We start from the raw sequence: 16340 nt of genomic DNA, 5'->3' as shown, positions 1-16340 counted from the left end.
ACGCCCTTGTCATAAACTATACAATCAATGACTGTTACAAGGAGGTACCCACGATGATAAGAAAAGTGTTTGTTTCTCTCATTTGTTTTATTAGTATCATCAGCATCACTGCTTGCAGTTTTCAACCAAACAATGGAGATACCATACGGTTGGCTGAAGTCACACGCTCCATTTTTTACGCACCGTTATATGTAGCAATTGAAAAAGGTTTTTTTGAAGAAGAAGACCTTCACATAGAGCTTACCACTACTTGGGGCGGAGATAAAACGATGACATCTTTACTATCAGGCGGCAGTGATATCGCGCTTGTTGGTGCAGAAACATCTATTTATGTGAATGCACAAGAACCTGCTGAACCTATTATTAACTTTGCCATGCTGACTCAAAGCGACGGCACTTTTTTAATGGCTCGCAACAATACTGCAGATGAGTTTGCATGGGAAGACCTGAAAGGAAGTACATTTCTCGGACAGCGTAAAGGCGGCATGCCGCAGATGACAGGCGAGTTTGTGTTAAAACAAAATCATATTGATCCTCATCAAGATTTAACACTCATTCAAAATATAGATTTTGCCAATATCGCCAATGCGTATGCATCAGGCACTGGTGAGTATGTGCAATTGTTTGAACCGCAAGCAACAATGTTTGAACACCAAGGACTAGGCAGTATCGTTGCATCTTTTGGAGAAGAATCAGGAGCGGTTCCTTACACAGTATTCATGACTAAGGAAGGTTATATGGAAGAAAATGAAGATCATATTGAACGCTTCACACGCGCTATCTACAAAGCACAAACCTGGATTTACAATGCCTCTGCAGAAGAAGTTGCCACTGCTGTTGCTCCATATTTTGATGATACATCAACAGATATCATTGCTGACTCTTTTGTTCGGTACCGCAATCAGCAGTCCTATGCTCAAACACCAGTCCTGACAGAGGAGGCATGGAATAACTTGCAAGATATTATGGATGAAGCTGGTGAACTGCCGGAACGTTCCGATTATAACACCTATGTAAACAACACGTGGGCAGAAAAAGTCATCAATGAGTGAAGGGGGGAGCCCTGCCATGCTTACCTTAAAAGATGTAAATAAAGTCTATTTGACGGAAGCAGAAGCGGTGCAAGCTGTGTCATCTGTGTCTTTAAACGTAGAAAGTGGAGAGTTTGTCTCTTTTATCGGTCCAAGTGGATGTGGAAAAACAACCGTTTTATCTATAATTGCGGGGTTGCTGCGCCCAACTTCGGGCGACATCGTCTTACACGACAAAGAAATAACCGGGCCAACCGAAGAAACCGGTTATATGCTGCAAGAAGATTATTTGTTTCCGTGGTTGACGATACAAAAAAATATCGAGCTCGGTTTGATGATTACTAACTTGTACAACGAAAAAACGAAAAACGATGCACTCCGCCTCCTGCAAGAACTTGGCCTTGGCGACAAAGCACAAGCCTTTCCCTCCGAACTTTCAGGCGGGATGAGACAACGAGCGGCACTTGTCCGCATGCTTGCTCCAAAGCCATCACTGCTATTATTGGATGAACCTTTTTCTGCTCTGGACTATCAAACAAAGCTAAAATTAGAAGATCTTGTATTTTCCACTTTAAAACAACAGAAAAAAACAGCCATTTTAGTTACCCATGACTTAAGCGAGGCTATCGCTATGTCTGACCGTATTTACTTGTTTCAAAGTCGTCCCGGTTCCATCCATCACGTCTTTGATGTACCTGATGAATTAAGGGAAAAACTGCCGTTAGAAGCTCGAAATGATCCAGCATTTCACCCATTCTTCCAAACGGTATGGAAGGAGCTTGAGAAAGTTGAAAACAAACATTCAAACACTTCATAGACAATTTTTGAAAAACAAAAGGAAAAAGACGCGTCAAGTTGTCAGCTGTCAGTTGTTATTACTGGCTTTGCTTTTTCTAAGCTGGGAATGGTTCACCCGTATGAATTGGTTAGATCCGCTGATTTTCAGCATGCCGTCAAAAGTGTGGGACTTAATGACAACAAAAATCGCTGACGGCTCCTTAATCACCCATGCCACCGTCACGCTTTCTGAAACGCTGGCAGGATTTATTATCGGTACCGTTTCCGGAACACTGACTGCCGCCATTCTGTGGTGGTCCCCTTTCCTCTCACGCGTCTTAGATCCGTACCTGGTTGTATTAAATTCCATGCCAAAGGTTGCGTTAGGACCAATTATTATTGTCGCTTTTGGTCCCAGTATGACATCCATTATTGCAATGGGCGCCCTGCTTTCCATTGTTATTACGACACTAGTCGTATACAATGCATTTCGGCAGGTTGACGACAATTATAAAAAAGTACTGCTTACTTTCGGTGCTTCGAAGCGGCAATTGTTTCGTTATGCGATTTTACCAGCAAGTTATCCTACTATCATTTCTACATTAAAAGTAAATGTAGGGCTTGCATGGGTCGGTGTCATTGTCGGCGAATTTCTTGTAGCAAAACAAGGGCTTGGTTATCTCATCATCTATGGATTTCAAGTGTTCCAATTTCAACAAGTAATGTTAAGCTTAATTGTGATCGCGATACTCGCTGCTGTCATGTACAAAGCGATTGAAGCATTAGAGCACCTATTAATGAAACGTGTGCGAAAATCTTAATAAAAAACCCCTTTTTAGGGGTTTTTTCATTATGGAGCAAGCAATTTCTTTTTTTCTAAATGCGTTAATGTTCGCGGTAAAATTTCATCTTTCATGATAAAACTATACGAGGTATCTTGTTTAATATTGTGCGGCAGCGACTGCAATACGACAGGACCATGTGTTTCCATATAATCCTGCTTTTTGACGATGTCTTTTATTTGTGCAAAATATATGTTTTTTACGACTGTTTCAGCTTTGCCGTGCACTCTGTATTGACCAATATGGTTAAGACGGGCTACTTTTCCTCCTGTTTCTTCCCACACCTCACGAATCGCTGCATCCTCAGCCGTCTCCCCCTCTTCGACTTTTCCTCCTGGAAACTCAAGACCTCTTCGTGAATGCTGTGTTAACAACCAACCCGACTGATAACGACAGACGACCCAAACGTGCCTCGGGCGGGAAGAAAACGGCGTTGATGAAAATGCCAGCTCTACTTTATTGTGATAATAATCAAAGAATGTAAATATATTCATGACGAACCGTCCTCGTTCTGTACATAGTATAACCCATATCAGCTGCTAAATAGTATCTCCTTTATCGGTACGTGCCTTCCATCTTGTTCTACGTGTTTTTATACATTTTTTCAGCCATCTTCTTTGCCCACTCCGCTTGATCGCCTTTTCGGGATGTAAACTCCTGCAATAATGCTTCACCGGAAAAACCATCTTCAATTAAACTTTCAAGAATGAGTGTACTCACTTCATCTTTTCCAGCAGCCATTTTAGCATCAATGAGTATACTATACCCTTTACTTAATGAAATGACATCACGCACTTGTCCAGACATTAATGCTGGTTCGTTACTTCTCTCCGTAATCATCGCCTCGAAAACAAGCTGCTGGTCATAAAGAGAGCTTATAAATGCTTTTTCCGATGACGGGACCATGGCCTCAATCAACCAGGAACTGCCTGCTTCCTCCCGGTTAATAATTAAGCCATCGCTTATAGGAATATCATGATGCACGAATGTTTGATTTTCTAATACAATAACTTTTAATGAAATTAATCGAAACGTTTTCACTTTGATTCGCCTCTTTTTCAAGCAAGGAAGAGTAAACAATCGTCTCTTGCCCTTTTTTATTCATTGCTGACTGAAACACTAATATATACATATGTTCTCAAAAAACGCTCATAACCGTCAAATCCATCCACAGCACCAGGTGCAGCAAAAGTTTCTCTTATCAGGTCTAGATACTAACGGAATATACAAGAAGCGCCAAAATAATACTCTTTTCCTTGTTTAACAAAGACAAATGTGCATAAAGTGTACAACAACTTAACCATCACCAAATCTTCCAGTGAAAGCAAGTGCTTCGCTGCACATATACAACTTTTCCAGTCTGTTCATGACATCAATAACCCCCCGTGATAAACAAGTTCTCCGCTTCTCCCATTTTTCCTAAAACGCAAAAAAGAGAAAGGCCGCTGCAAATGCTTATTATTTGCGGCAGCCTTTCTGCTTGACACATGCACATGTACTGTTCATATCAACTTTCTGCTTCTATCATTTGATTTGTCTTTTGATTGTTATTGCTCATCAACAGCTCATCTTCTTTTTGTTGGCGGTCTGCTAACCATTTAATAAACTGATCTTCATCTTTAGACAACAACCGGCCCAGCTTGTCCTCACATTCTTTTTGCAACTCTACCGTGTAACATTTTTGCATGATAAACAGGGCTCCTTTTTCATACCAAAATTTAAAGTACAAGAAAACTCGCCAATCCCTACCAGCTGCTTATCCATGTTCCGGTTTCCAACTTTTTCACACACGGTTACATCCAGTTTATTCTAGTTTTATTGCTTCATTAACACTATTCTCCGTTCTTCCTATAAATTCCTTTTTTTCAAGAAGATATTTTACAGTTTATCATATGCTTGTTTCAAACGATTGAGCCCTTCTTCAACATTTGCACGCGGCGCTGCAACATTAATACGGGCAAATCCTGCGCCTTCATTGCCAAATATATGACCGTCACTTAATGCCAGCTTCCCTTCTTCTCGAAGCCACGACTGAAGTTTAGAAGCCCCCATGTTCAGCTCTCTCATATCAATCCATACTAAGTATGTACCTTCTGGTTCAATGACGTTCATCACAGGGATGTTCGTTTCAATATATTGTTTAACAAAATCCACATTATCCTGTACATAATCAAGCAGCTTCTCCAGCCACTCTTCCCCTTCTCGGTATGCCGCTTCAGCTGCAACTGTGGCAAACGGATTGTCAATGCCGACAAATTGACGCTGCAGTTGTTCTTCATATTGTTTTTTTGCTTCCTCCTGCTGAAAAACAACATAAGACAATTGCAATGCCGCTAGATTAAATGTTTTACTTGGTGCCATACACGTAATCACATCAACATCCATACCTTTGTCAGCAGCCAGCTTAGCAAACGGCGTATGTGTTCCTTTGAGCACTAAATCAGCATGAATTTCATCGGAAACAACAAGAACATTGTATTTTTCGCACAACTTCGCTACTTGTTCTAATTCTTCCTGACTCCATACTCTGCCAATCGGATTGTGCGGACTGCACAGTAACAACATTTTTGCGCCTTCTTGCATCTGTTTTTCTAAATCTTCTATATCCATCGCAAATCCTTGCTCGGTTTCTTTTAGAGGATTGCGCAAAAGCTTGCGGTCATTGTAATTGATCAGTGCGTAAAAAGGATAATACACAGGAGGCTGAATAATCACTCCGTCTCCTTTTTCTGTGAACGTTTGAATAAGGTGACTGATAGCAGGAACTACCCCAGGTGTATATACGAGCTGATTGTTTTCTACGCCCCAGTCAAAACGCTTTTTTAACCATGACGCCGTAGCCTCAAATAAAGAATCAGGGCGTCTATGATAACCAAAAACCCCATGATTTATTACTTCCTGCATCGCATCTAATACCGGCTGCGGGGCCCTAAAATCCATATCTGCTACCCACATCGGCCATAAATCATCGGAACCATATCGTTCCGAAACAAAATCCCACTTCATTGAATTGGTTTTTTGCCTATCTATCACTTTTTCAAAATTCATGTCCATTTCCTCCTCGTCATTCCTGCCTCCGCTTGTTGTAAAAAGAAAAGCTTTTTGTATCAGTTTGCCTCTTTTCAAGCATTTTTTCAAGTTTCTTTCTTCATTCCTAACAAAAACTTTTCTCTATCGTCTATTGTATACGGAATAGCAATTTTATGCACAGGTAAGAAACAGACGCAAACAATTGTGAATTATCCTCCAAAAAATATTGATTTGTTATGTTCTTTCATGTATAATGTCTTGTGGCAACCAAAAAATTCCTTTTCATGGTCGTTTATGGAAAAGGAATCCTTGAACTAAAGTTAAGCAAAGGAGAAAATGTATGTATTTCATTAGTGACAACGTGTTGATGGAAGCGTACGAAAAGGCAACGGAATTGCAGTTAGATAGAGAATTTATTGAACTGCTCCACGCTGAAATAAAGCGACGTGGATTATCTGCACAAATACCTGCTCCAATGGTTCCAGTACAAGCAAGCCGGTAATGAATAGAAAAATCGAAGGGTTTCTCCGTTCAGCACGGTGAATGCCTTCGATTTTTCTTTTTTTTATGTTCAAAACAGCAGAAACAAATATAAAAATAACGCCGGGCCGAGATAAACCTCAAACCGACGTTATTAGCTATGTAAGTATGGTAAATGTGGTGGAGCATAGCGGGCTCGAACCGCTGACCTCCACACTGCCAGTGTGGCGCTCTCCCGGCTGAGCTAATGCCCCTTTGACTGAAAATGATAGTTTTCATTATAAAACTGATTATCGTTTCTGTCAATATTATAAAAACAAATCAATCATATACCAGCCAACCGCTCCAAAAAAGCCCGCTATCAATGACTCTAGCAAGTTCATGTTTCGCCAGTCTCTAGCCTTGGTGACATCAAGAATAACCCAGCCTGCAAAAACAGCTGCACCAAACATCATTGCCTCTCCCATAAGTGACTTCCTCCCCCGTTTCCCTCTTTTCTTTACCCTATCAAATGAAAAACGGGACAACAATCTATTTATGCCAATAAGATGTCTTCCAATTCTTTATTTAACCGGTTCGCAAAATCTATTGACTCCTGCGGCACTTCTGCATCTTGGTCTACGGGCTCAGAAAATTGGTTAAACAATGCATTGTACGGCTCTGTTACATTATCTACATGGTTTTGATACTTGTGTGATAATACAAATGGACATCCTACTTGCACAGTGACACCTTTTTGTTCTAATTCCCCATCCACAGCAGTAAACGGCACACGAAAAAATTGATATCCTTCTTCTTCTGACATTTTATAGTCAAAACTTCCATGGTCATAGTCCCAGTTACTTCCAATATCATAACCAAGCGGTTTTAGTTTTTTCTCCAAGTCATATAACACAAATTTATGGTTTTCAATTTTAGATGGTATTTCAATCATTTGCATCCACCTTTTTTCGTTTTGCTTTTAGCTTCCCCGTTTCTTTTTATTTTCATGCTTTTGTGCGTTAAAAAAACTTGAATTGCTGCCAATTTTCTGCAGCAGAATCCGCCAATTCACTTATATACTGCCGTTTCCATCACGTTAACTATTCCTAGAAATAAAAACCCCAGCCTCTTATTTAGGCTGGGGTAAAAGCTTTATGGATGCAATCGATTTTCTAGTGTGCGTTTTCTTTCTTCAAATCCTGGTTTGCCGAGCAGAGCAAACATATTTTTCTTGTATGCTTCCACACCAGGCTGATTAAATGGATTAACTCCAAGTAAGTATCCGCTGATGGCGCATGCTTTTTCAAAAAAGTATATAAGATAGCCAAAATAATACTCATTTAGTTCAGGAATTTGTATGACAAGGTTTGGAACGTTTCCATCAGTATGGGCAAGCATTGTTCCTTCAAATGCTTTTTTATTTACAAAGTCCATGGATTGTCCGGCTAAATAATTTAATCCATCCATGTCGTCTTCTGTTTCTTCAATCATTACTTCCTTTCCCGGATGTTCCACTTGAAGGACTGTTTCAAACAAATGGCGTCTGCCTTCCTGAATATACTGCCCCATCGAATGAAGGTCGGTAGAAAAGTCAACCGCTGCCGGAAATAAGCCTTTTTCATCTTTGCCTTCACTTTCTCCAAACAGCTGTTTCCACCATTCCGATATATAATGCAATTTCGGCTCATAATTCACAAGCAACTCTACTGCTTTGCCTTTTTGATAAAAGATATGCCGGAGTGCTGCATATTGATAAGCATCATTTTCCTCTACATTTTCTTTCGACAAATCGATCCGAGCTTGTTCAGCACCTTCCATCATCTTCGTGATATCAAGTCCAGACGCCGCGATTGGCAATAAACCAACAGCGCTTAGTACGGAGTAGCGGCCGCCTACATCATCAGGGACAACAAAGGTCTCATATTGTTCTTGTTCTGCTAACGTCTTTAATGCTCCCTTTTCTTTATCTGTTGTCGCATAGATGCGTTTTGCTGCTTCCTCTTTTCCATACCTTTTTTCTAAATAATGACGGAAAATGCGAAAAGCTATCGCAGGCTCTGTTGTCGTGCCGGACTTTGAAATAACGTTTATGGATACGTCTTTTCCATCCAAAAGATCCATTAATTCATTCACATAAGATTGGCTGATGTGATGACCAGCAAAATAAATTTCCGGACCACCGCGTTTTTCTTTATTTAACTGATTGCGATATGAATGACTCAATGCCTCAATGGCTGCTTTTGCTCCAAGGTATGACCCGCCAATTCCAATCACAAGCAGCACATCGCTGTCAGCCTTAATCTTTTCTGATGCCTTTTGAATACGAGAAAACTCTTCTTTATCATAATCGTTTGGCAAATCCACCCAGCCAAGAAAGTCATTTCCGGCTCCTGTTTTTTGATGAACAGCATGGTGAGCACGCGAAACTGCTTCTTTTATATTCTCAACTTCTTCTTCTTGTACAAAAGTAGACAATACATTGCTGTAATCAAAACGAATTGCTTTTGCCATCGTACAATTCCTCCATTTCTGATTCCTCTAATCCCAATGTATAGAAGCGCCATTCGCAAATCAAGCCTTTTTTTACATGCAAGCGCCTCCATCCATTAAAATGATGAAACAACGCATATTTTATTTAAATTTCATCATGCTAAGAAGTACAAATACGTTTTAGAAAAAAGGAGGTGAAAGGTTCATGAGCGGACTACAACGTGCAGCTTTGGTGCTAACCATTATTGGTGCTATTAACTGGGGACTTATTGGCTTTTTTGGATTCGACTTAGTAGCAGCTATATTCGGCGGACAAGAAGCCGCTTTGTCTCGTATTATTTACTCTTTAGTCGGAATTGCTGGGCTGTACTCCATCTCGCTGTTGTTAAAACCAGATGAGGAACTAGAAAGAAGCCCCGAACCACAACGATAATACTTTCCTTTTATTCAAGGGTATTGCAGTAAAGCCAGAAGCGTTTCTCAAGCAGCAGTCACGTTTTTGTTTATTAAAAAGACTCTGTTGTTTCTGTAAGGCTGCGGCGGGCACTTACCGTAAATACAGCTTTCGCTTAACTTGTATACCGAACATTTCACGAAGGTGCAGTGTATGCTTCTCCTGCAAGCATCACCACCTGCCGCTAGTACCTGCCGCTAGTAAATGAACAGCGATAAAACTCTTATAGGTTTATATGAACACTATCAAGGCTAAAAAAAGATTACAGAGACCGGTCAGTCTCTGTAATCTTTATCTTGATTTATTTTCTCATGCGTTTATTTAAATCGGCTTGAATTTCGTTCGATTGCTTTAACCAGTCTTTAAGTTTATCTTCCAATGTATTAAACCCTTGGCTTTTTTGACCAGTATTCTTGTTTCCGCCTTTTGGTGCACTGCGTTGACTGCGTACTTCTTTCCCTTCTGGAGCAGGCATTGTATCACGAATGGAAAGAGAGATCTTTCCGGACTCTTCATCAATAGACTTAATTTTCACTTTTACTTCATCACCAACGGATAAAGCATCATGGATATCTTTCACATAACCATGAGCTACTTCCGATATATGAACAAGTCCCTGCTTATTTTCGTCCAGTGCCACAAACGCTCCAAACGGCTTTACACCTGTTACTTTACCTTCCATAATGGTTCCCACTTCATACTGCTTAACCGACATGCAAACATCTCCTAAAAAATTTATTAGCTTGTAGATTATAACACATACTATGAAATACATCAATTCACATCCACCCTTATGACAAGGAAACACCACTTCTGTTCCTTGACAATTCAAGGATATATTCGCTAATGTGTTTAATTGTGCATGTTTGTAGAAAAGAGGGGACAGCTATGAGTCAACCAAACGATCAATGGAAGACAAAAATAGGTTTTATCTTGGCAGCCGCAGGCTCAGCAATTGGACTTGGCGCTGTATGGAAACTGCCGTACGTAACTGGTATGAGCGGCGGCGGCGCATTTTTTCTTATTTTTCTATTGTTTACACTTATCTTAGGAACATCATTGCTATTAGCAGAGTTTGCTATCGGGCGTAAAACACAAAAACCGCCCATTCAAGCGTATAAAGAATTAGCTCCAAACAGTGCGTGGCATTGGATCGGAATATTAGGCATTATCTCGTCCTGCCTTATTTTGTCTTTTTATGCCGTTGTGGGCGGATGGATTATTACGTACTTTTTCCGGAGTCTGTCTGGAAGTTTGACGGACCCGGCTGCGGGAGACTATGAGGTATTGTTTGGCTCCGTTATTTCCAATCATTGGGAAGTAGGTATCGCTCATTTTGTCTTTATTATTATTACAATTCTTGTCGTTCAAGGCGGGATTCAAAAAGGAATCGAACGCGTCAGCGGTATCATGATGCCCGCTTTATTTATTATATTTGTTGTGTTGGTCATCCGCTCTCTTACCCTTGATGGAGCAATGGAAGGTGTTGCATTTTTCTTACAGCCCGACTTCAGCAAGGTAGGCGGGGATACCATACTGTTTGCACTAGGACAGGCGTTTTTTTCATTGAGTCTGGGAGTTTCTATCATGGTCACCTACAGCTCTTACTTAAATAAACAAGAAAACCTTGTTCGTTCCGCTTCATCTATTGTCGGATTAAGCATATTGATTGCCCTTTTGTCCGGCCTGGCTATTTTCCCAGGCGTATTTGCGTTTGACTTAGAGCCAAATGAGGGCCCAAGCCTTATATTTACAGTATTGCCGGCTGTGTTTAGCGAAATGGCATTTGGATCTGTGTTCTTGTCACTGTTTTTACTGCTGTTATTATTTGCAACACTAACATCAGCATTTTCCTTGCTTGAAATTGTAGTTTCAACTGTTGCCAAAAATCATCCACAACGAAGAAAAGCAGCAGCCTGGATTGGTGGTCTCGGCATTTTTTTGCTGGGTATTCCTTCCAACCTGTCATACGGCCTCTTGTCTGACTGGCTCGTTTTCGGAAATATCTTCTTCGACAACGTCGATTACCTTGTCAGCAATATTCTGCTGCCGCTAGGAGCGCTTTTAATTGCTATCTTCGTTCCGTTAAAAATCAAACGAGAGGATTTAAAAGAAGAACTTTTACGCGGCTCACAGCTCAATCACGGATTTTTTAACGTGTGGTTCATTACGATTCGCTATATTACACCCATTGCGATTATCTTTGCGTTTTTAGACGTTTTAGGAGTCTGGTAACGGATAACAGACAGAGCTTTGACAGCTTTGTCTGTTTTTTTGTACACAATTGGAAAAAAACCAGCTTTTTTTTGAGACAATCTTCCTTTCATCAAGGATGATGTTCATAAAAAGCTTCTACTTGTTCGTAGATGGCTAAAAGTTCATATAAAATAATGAGTTCTGGCGGGAAATGAGTGGGGTGCTGATCACTGTTCTTAGTGATTTCTTCATTTCCTTCCCAAAATAATTCCATTAAATGAGACAACTGTTTCTGGTGGAGCGACCGGTCATAAGCAGAATCACTTTGAAGTTCTGCTGCTAGTTTTAATACGGCCCCCATAACGGTTGATCGTTCTTCAGCAGACCAGGAAAGCGTTTCCATCGGTATTTTTACGATATTGTCTACATGATAATGAATCATACGCAGTCTTGTTAATTGATCTTGCACTAATTCAAAGAGACGTTTCTCCCTTCCAGTAAGAGGATGATATTTTGCTTCATCCTTTTGGAACTGGATTAATGTTTCAGTTTGATGGAATGCTTTATGCAGCTGCTCCATCATTTCCTCTCCCGGGTTATCTTTGGCTTCCCTGTCTCTAGCTTCCAGCACATACCTGAATACATTTTCTACAGTTTTTCCAGTTTTCTGTGCCATGCTGTTTATATTTTCGACAATATTTTTTGTGTAATCAGGAGGGAAAAGAAACATATTTACCGCCGTCGAAACAATCAATCCAATGGTGGTAGTACCCAATCGTATAAAAAATGATATGATATAATTACTATGAATAACTTCTACCATAGCTACTGCAGTAAGGGTAGCTACAAGCAGCCCAGCATGCAGACGCAGTTTGACACATGTCGTAATGGTACATACAGCTGCTAATGTATATGTTAGAGGGGAATGGTCGAAAAACGAAATAAATAAAACAGCGTAAAAAGAGCCGATAGCAGAAGCCGGAAAACGAATGAACCCTTTTTTAATAGAGTCCGAAACTGTGGGCTCTATTGTTACGATTGCTGTAATGACAGCAAACACAGGCGGCCATCCCAGCCATTCACACAGCCAGGCTGTAATAAAGATAGCAATACCTGTCTTTATTACTCTGCTCCCGGCAACATGAAATCGTTTCATAGACATCCTTCTCCTTCATGCTCTATCTTACACCACTTTTTGTAATTTCTCACCATTTCTTCTATTACTTTTATTCTGTTCATCATAAAAAAAGGTATTGTCCCGACAGCCTTTTTAATAAAGAAAAGCGCAAGCGCCTTGATCACGAGCGACAAGTCCTGGAGGGCCGGCACATGGAAAGCTGACCTGTGGCTTTCCATGGTCGGACCGAAGGAACCTCGAGCGAGTAGGTGCTTGCGCTAGACAAAAGAAAAGCGCAAGCCCCTTGAAAGAGAGACGTCGTTCGGCTGCGGTGATAAGGAGCTTCTGTAAAGGTACTTCGGTAAGGTACTTCGGTAAGGTACTTCTACTAAGAACGCACACGTCCTGTGTGCAACGTAGAAGTCACCACATCCTGTGGAAGCACATCCTGTGACAATGCCAAAAAAGGACCCCCACCCTGAAAGCCCGGCGACAAACCGAGTTTTTCCCAGTCCATGGCCTGGTTGACACCGACCACAGAAGACACCTGCGGGAATAGCAGCAGCTGGAGATCTATCAGAGGGATACTCCCCGATGAGCTTAAAGCACTGCCCGCAGCAAGTGAGCCGGAGGAGCCATCCAGCCAGAAAGAGAAATGGTAATAACCCCAACAAACGTTATAAAACCCAAAAATCAAGGGTGCTCTAAAAGAGGTTTTCACCCCCTAGAACACCCTTTCTATATACTATCCTTTGGTTATCATTGTGCATGTGAAAAATGGAGCGCAGCAGAACAACGGATACACACGTGAACTTCTGCGTGTGTGCCGACTAGAAAATGGCAGAGCAAACTGCTGATAAGACACTCTAAGAGACCTTATGAATGTTTTTCCAAAAATCGTCCCATTCTTTCTATCGCCGTTTGCAGGGAATCCATAGAAGTTGCATAAGAACAGCGGATATGTCCGTCTCCGCCTTCTCCGAACACATTTCCTGGCACAACTGCTACTTGCTCTTCTTTTAACAGCTCTTCTGCAAATTTCTCCGAGTCCATGCCTGTCTTTTCGATAGACGGAAACGCATAAAACGCACCACCAGGCACATGGCACGACATGCCTATTTCCGAAAATGCTTTAACGATAAAATTGCGCCGCTGTCTATAGCTCGTTACCATCCGCTCAACTTCTTCTCTTCCATTTTGCAGCGCTTCAAGCGCACCGTATTGAGCAAGTGATGACGCGCACATCATCGTGTATTGATGGATTTTCAACATCGCACTGGAAATATCGGACGGCGCACATACAAATCCAAGCCGCCAGCCAGTCATCGCAAATGCTTTTGAAAAGCCAGATATTAAAATTGTCCGGTCTCTCATATTTGGCAGCCGCGGAAAACTGTAATGCTCATTGTCATAACTTAATTCCGCATAAATTTCATCAGAAATAACTAACAAATTATGCTTTTGAATGACTTCTGCAATTGGGAGAAGTTCGTCTTTTGTCATCACAGCCCCAGTTGGATTGTTCGGGAAACAAAGCATAACAGCTTTTGTATTTGGTGTGATAGCTGCTTCTAATTCTTCTTTTGTCAGCTTAAATCCATTTTCTTTTTTCGTCCCAATCGAAACTGGAACTCCTCCGGCTAGTGAAACAATTGGTGCGTATGCGACAAACCCCGGTTCAATAATAACGACTTCCTCGCCGGGATTAATGGTAGCACGCATCGTAATATCAATCGCTTCGCTCGCTCCTACCGTAACGATTATTTCTTTTTCAGGATCATAAGGTGTTGAAAATCGGTCATCTAAATAACGCGCAATTTCTTCTCGAAGTTCGAATACGCCGGCGTTTGATGTATACGAAGTATATCCTCTTTCCATAGAAGCAATGCTTGCCTCTCTTACATTCCACGGCGTTACAAAATCAGGCTCTCCTACACCGAGAGAAATAACATTTTCCATCGTTGATGCCATATCAAAAAAACGTCGTATGCCGGAAGGTTTAATATTTTGAACAGATTTAGACAACCGATCTGTCTGTCGAAAAGATGAAATCGTCATGGTGCCACCACTATCCTTTTATCATCGTCGTCTTCATCACCAAATACAACGCCGTCATGTTTGTATGTCTTTAACCTGAAATGTGTCGTCGTAGAGATGACAGAATCAAGTGCAGACAGCTTTTCAGACACAAAGTTCGCAATTTCAGACATCGTGTTGCCATCTATAACGACAGATAAATCATAAGCACCAGACACTAAATACAAAGCTTTTACTTCCGGAAAACGATAAATCCGTTCGGCGACCTCATCAAAGCCTACGCCGCGCTGCGGTGTTACTTTTACATCAATCATCGCCGTAACGCCTTCACGCTCATTCACTTTGCTCCAATCTACCACTGCAGCATAACTGACAATAATGTTTTCTTCTTCTAATTCATCTATCATGGACTGGACCTTTTTTTCCTTTTCATCCACCATTTTAGCAATGGTGCTGACATCCATTCGTCCATTTTCCTCTAGTAATCGCAGAACTTCCAGCTTTTTGTTCTCCACCTTGATGACTCCTTTCCCTTCAAGCAACAAAGCAAGTATATCCTCATATAACGTCTATCTTATCATATTATCGTTTTTGCGAGGAGTTGTGTAGGTGATTTAAGGAAGTGAAATAAGGGAATAGTAACGAAGAAAAATGAATGACTGGAGGGATCTTCGGTGGTTCAAAAGCGTCCACATGTTGGCGGAAGCGCCAGCACTGCCCTGCTGATTATCGATATGATCAACGATATGGAATTTGAAGACAGTGATAAATTATTTCCATTCGCCTTTGAAGCTGCCAAAAATATTGCAGAATTAAAAAAAAGAGCAAAACAGTACGATATTCCTGTCATTTATGTTAATGACAACTATGGCCGCTGGCAAAGTGATTTTAAAGAGTTAGTTGCTCACTGCAAACAAAACAACGTCAAAGGAAAACCTATTACCGAATGGCTCGAACCTGACAGTGATGATTATTTTGTGTTAAAGCCGCAATTTTCCGCGTTTTTTGCAACACCGCTTGACCTTCTGCTTGACTATTTAGAAGTAAAAACTCTTATCATTACTGGAGTTGCTGGTAACATGTGCATTCAATTCACAGCCAATGATGCATACATGCGCCATTATCAGCTGTACATTCCATCTGACTGTACAGCATCCAACGAAAAAGTAGATAACGACCAAGCTTTACGATTGATGAACAACGTACTAAAAGCAGATATTTCTCCATCCGTTGACTATGATATGAGCGACATTATTGAACGAGCTCGTGCTTATTACACAAAAGAAAAGAGCTGAAACGTGTGTTTCAGCTCTTTTCTTATCAAAATACTTGTTTTAATTCGTTTTTATCTTGCTCGAGCCAATAGTTCATCCACTTCTTAGCTCCTTCTAAATGATGAAGCTTTGCCTGGCCGCACTGTTTTTCATTCGCAGCCGGCACTTCTTCTAAATCTAAGGAATATTTCATCGTCTTCTCTAAAACATCAATTAACTCTTCGATTTTTGGCTCGCCGTTTATAATGAGATAAAATCCCGTCTGACATCCCATTGGGGACAAGTCAATTACCTCAAAATGATCATATTCTTCTGCAAAACGGCGGATGTTCAACGCAAGTAAATGCTCCAAGGTATGAATGACTGGCGGCTGCAAATTTTGTTTATTCGGCTGGCAAAAGCGGATATCAAATTTGTTTACTACTCCGTCAGAACCTATACGCTGCACACCTGCATGGCGGACATACGGCGCTTTTACAATGGTATGGTCGAGTTCAAAGCTCTCTACACGTGCCATGAACAACACTCCTTTTATTATTTCATCTATCCATTTACAACGTTGTACGCAAACGTCAACTGCTTTCTATGGAAGAACTTCATTTTCCCTATAGTTATCTTACAATGCATTGG

At 41.0% G+C, this 16340-nt stretch carries 19 protein-coding genes and 1 tRNA gene; 7 read left to right on the top strand and 13 right to left on the bottom strand.

Annotation, left to right across the window (positions count from 1 at the left end; genetic code table 11):
* The first annotated feature begins 53 nt into the window (after nt 1-53).
* Genes BLT18_RS08485 through BLT18_RS08475 form a run of 3 tightly spaced genes read left to right on the top strand, consistent with a single transcriptional unit; the run spans nt 54 to nt 2629 of the window.
* Nucleotides 54-1052, top strand: coding sequence for an ABC transporter substrate-binding protein (locus BLT18_RS08485; protein ID WP_091272988.1), 999 nt, complete (start codon nt 54-56; stop codon nt 1050-1052).
* Nucleotides 1053-1068: 16 nt separating this feature from the next.
* On the top strand, nt 1069-1848 hold the full coding sequence (locus BLT18_RS08480) for an ABC transporter ATP-binding protein (protein WP_091272987.1): 780 nt from the start codon (nt 1069-1071) through the stop codon (nt 1846-1848).
* On the top strand, nt 1820-2629 hold the full coding sequence (locus tag BLT18_RS08475) for an ABC transporter permease (RefSeq protein WP_407639923.1): 810 nt from the start codon (nt 1820-1822) through the stop codon (nt 2627-2629). The genes BLT18_RS08480 and BLT18_RS08475 overlap by 29 nt, the downstream gene beginning before the upstream one ends.
* 29 nt (nt 2630-2658) lie before the next feature.
* Here BLT18_RS08475 and ytkD read toward each other — a convergent pair whose 3' ends face one another.
* The 4 genes from ytkD to BLT18_RS08455 form a co-directional block, all read right to left on the bottom strand.
* Nucleotides 2659-3138 (bottom strand): RNA deprotection pyrophosphohydrolase, encoded by a 480-nt coding sequence (gene ytkD, locus BLT18_RS08470; protein ID WP_091273060.1) that lies wholly within the window; start codon nt 3136-3138, stop codon nt 2659-2661.
* A gap of 94 nt (nt 3139-3232) precedes the next feature.
* Nucleotides 3233-3691, bottom strand: coding sequence for a YwpF family protein (locus BLT18_RS08465; RefSeq protein WP_175487432.1), 459 nt, complete (start codon nt 3689-3691; stop codon nt 3233-3235).
* Between the two features lie 466 nt (nt 3692-4157).
* Complete coding sequence (locus tag BLT18_RS08460) at nt 4158-4337, bottom strand: hypothetical protein (RefSeq protein ID WP_091272983.1); 180 nt, start codon at nt 4335-4337, stop codon at nt 4158-4160.
* 191 nt (nt 4338-4528) lie between these two features.
* On the bottom strand, nt 4529-5698 hold the full coding sequence (locus BLT18_RS08455) for a MalY/PatB family protein (RefSeq protein WP_245705215.1): 1170 nt from the start codon (nt 5696-5698) through the stop codon (nt 4529-4531).
* Nucleotides 5699-6020: 322 nt separating this feature from the next.
* On the opposite strand from BLT18_RS08455, the gene BLT18_RS08450 reads away from it, so the two are divergent.
* The gene (locus BLT18_RS08450; protein ID WP_091272982.1) at nt 6021-6182 is read left to right on the top strand and encodes a sporulation histidine kinase inhibitor Sda; all 162 of its coding nucleotides are present in this window, start codon (nt 6021-6023) and stop codon (nt 6180-6182) included.
* A gap of 156 nt (nt 6183-6338) precedes the next feature.
* On the opposite strand, the gene BLT18_RS08445 is transcribed toward BLT18_RS08450, so the two are convergent.
* The 4 genes from BLT18_RS08445 to BLT18_RS08435 form a co-directional block, all read right to left on the bottom strand.
* A tRNA-Ala gene (locus BLT18_RS08445) sits at nt 6339-6414 on the bottom strand.
* A gap of 54 nt (nt 6415-6468) precedes the next feature.
* Nucleotides 6469-6627, bottom strand: coding sequence for a hypothetical protein (locus BLT18_RS18165; protein WP_175487431.1), 159 nt, complete (start codon nt 6625-6627; stop codon nt 6469-6471).
* A gap of 68 nt (nt 6628-6695) precedes the next feature.
* Nucleotides 6696-7094, bottom strand: a complete 399-nt coding sequence (locus BLT18_RS08440) for a YugN-like family protein (protein ID WP_091272980.1) — start codon at nt 7092-7094, stop codon at nt 6696-6698.
* Nucleotides 7095-7294: 200 nt separating this feature from the next.
* Nucleotides 7295-8653 carry a glucose-6-phosphate isomerase gene (locus BLT18_RS08435; RefSeq protein ID WP_091272979.1) on the bottom strand — a complete coding sequence of 453 codons (1359 nt, stop codon included), beginning with the start codon at nt 8651-8653 and terminating at the stop codon, nt 7295-7297.
* Nucleotides 8654-8837: 184 nt separating this feature from the next.
* Here BLT18_RS08435 and BLT18_RS08430 point away from each other — a divergent pair, with 184 nt between their 5' ends.
* Nucleotides 8838-9065: a DUF378 domain-containing protein gene (locus BLT18_RS08430; protein WP_091272977.1), complete on the top strand. Its 228-nt coding sequence runs from the start codon at nt 8838-8840 to the stop codon at nt 9063-9065.
* A 322-nt stretch (nt 9066-9387) separates the two neighbouring features.
* Here BLT18_RS08430 and yugI read toward each other — a convergent pair whose 3' ends face one another.
* Nucleotides 9388-9801 (bottom strand): S1 domain-containing post-transcriptional regulator GSP13, encoded by a 414-nt coding sequence (gene yugI / locus BLT18_RS08425; protein WP_091272976.1) that lies wholly within the window; start codon nt 9799-9801, stop codon nt 9388-9390.
* 173 nt (nt 9802-9974) lie between these two features.
* On the opposite strand from yugI, the gene BLT18_RS08420 reads away from it, so the two are divergent.
* Complete coding sequence (locus BLT18_RS08420; protein WP_091272974.1) at nt 9975-11321, top strand: sodium-dependent transporter; 1347 nt, start codon at nt 9975-9977, stop codon at nt 11319-11321.
* Between the two features lie 91 nt (nt 11322-11412).
* Here the strand turns inward: BLT18_RS08420 and BLT18_RS08415 are convergent, their stop codons facing one another.
* The 3 genes from BLT18_RS08415 to BLT18_RS08400 all read right to left on the bottom strand — a co-directional run bounded on the left by BLT18_RS08415 (nt 11413) and on the right by BLT18_RS08400 (nt 14957).
* A complete protein-coding gene (locus BLT18_RS08415; protein ID WP_091272972.1) occupies nt 11413-12438 on the bottom strand; it encodes an aromatic acid exporter family protein in 1026 nt (341 codons plus the stop codon).
* Between the two features lie 837 nt (nt 12439-13275).
* On the bottom strand, nt 13276-14457 hold the full coding sequence (locus BLT18_RS08405) for an aminotransferase (protein ID WP_091272969.1): 1182 nt from the start codon (nt 14455-14457) through the stop codon (nt 13276-13278).
* The gene (locus BLT18_RS08400; protein ID WP_407639926.1) at nt 14454-14957 is read right to left on the bottom strand and encodes an Lrp/AsnC family transcriptional regulator; all 504 of its coding nucleotides are present in this window, start codon (nt 14955-14957) and stop codon (nt 14454-14456) included. Before BLT18_RS08400 ends, BLT18_RS08405 begins: the two co-directional genes overlap by 4 nt.
* A gap of 153 nt (nt 14958-15110) precedes the next feature.
* On the opposite strand from BLT18_RS08400, the gene BLT18_RS08395 reads away from it, so the two are divergent.
* Nucleotides 15111-15731: an isochorismatase family cysteine hydrolase gene (locus BLT18_RS08395; RefSeq protein WP_245705214.1), complete on the top strand. Its 621-nt coding sequence runs from the start codon at nt 15111-15113 to the stop codon at nt 15729-15731.
* A 25-nt stretch (nt 15732-15756) separates the two neighbouring features.
* Here BLT18_RS08395 and BLT18_RS08390 read toward each other — a convergent pair whose 3' ends face one another.
* The gene (locus BLT18_RS08390) at nt 15757-16227 is read right to left on the bottom strand and encodes an S-ribosylhomocysteine lyase (protein ID WP_091272965.1); all 471 of its coding nucleotides are present in this window, start codon (nt 16225-16227) and stop codon (nt 15757-15759) included.
* Nucleotides 16228-16340: the final 113 nt, after the last annotated feature.

The organism is Alteribacillus persepolensis (assembly GCF_900099605.1).
In the GTDB taxonomy this organism is placed as follows: Bacteria; Bacillota; Bacilli; order Bacillales; family Marinococcaceae; genus Alteribacillus; species Alteribacillus persepolensis.
Note: the sequence above shows the minus strand (reverse complement) of the source record. Positions and strands in the feature narration are given on the sequence as shown.

Bases quoted from the DNA above. Each gene is read 5' to 3' on its own strand.
- BLT18_RS08485 (WP_091272988.1), top strand. From the start codon at position 54: ATGATAAGAAAAGTGTTTGTTTCTCTCATTTGTTTTATTAGTATCATC.
- BLT18_RS08480 (WP_091272987.1), top strand. From the start codon at position 1,069: ATGCTTACCTTAAAAGATGTAAATAAAGTCTATTTGACGGAAGCAGAA.
- BLT18_RS08460 (WP_091272983.1), bottom strand. From the start codon at position 4,337: ATGCAAAAATGTTACACGGTAGAGTTGCAAAAAGAATGTGAGGACAAG.
- BLT18_RS08455 (WP_245705215.1), bottom strand. From the start codon at position 5,698: ATGAATTTTGAAAAAGTGATAGATAGGCAAAAAACCAATTCAATGAAG.
- BLT18_RS08450 (WP_091272982.1), top strand. From the start codon at position 6,021: ATGTATTTCATTAGTGACAACGTGTTGATGGAAGCGTACGAAAAGGCA.
- BLT18_RS18165 (WP_175487431.1), bottom strand. From the start codon at position 6,627: ATGGGAGAGGCAATGATGTTTGGTGCAGCTGTTTTTGCAGGCTGGGTT.
- BLT18_RS08440 (WP_091272980.1), bottom strand. From the start codon at position 7,094: ATGATTGAAATACCATCTAAAATTGAAAACCATAAATTTGTGTTATAT.
- BLT18_RS08435 (WP_091272979.1), bottom strand. From the start codon at position 8,653: ATGGCAAAAGCAATTCGTTTTGATTACAGCAATGTATTGTCTACTTTT.
- BLT18_RS08430 (WP_091272977.1), top strand. From the start codon at position 8,838: ATGAGCGGACTACAACGTGCAGCTTTGGTGCTAACCATTATTGGTGCT.
- yugI (WP_091272976.1), bottom strand. From the start codon at position 9,801: ATGTCGGTTAAGCAGTATGAAGTGGGAACCATTATGGAAGGTAAAGTA.
- BLT18_RS08420 (WP_091272974.1), top strand. From the start codon at position 9,975: ATGAGTCAACCAAACGATCAATGGAAGACAAAAATAGGTTTTATCTTG.
- BLT18_RS08415 (WP_091272972.1), bottom strand. From the start codon at position 12,438: ATGAAACGATTTCATGTTGCCGGGAGCAGAGTAATAAAGACAGGTATT.
- BLT18_RS08405 (WP_091272969.1), bottom strand. From the start codon at position 14,457: ATGACGATTTCATCTTTTCGACAGACAGATCGGTTGTCTAAATCTGTT.
- BLT18_RS08390 (WP_091272965.1), bottom strand. From the start codon at position 16,227: ATGGCACGTGTAGAGAGCTTTGAACTCGACCATACCATTGTAAAAGCG.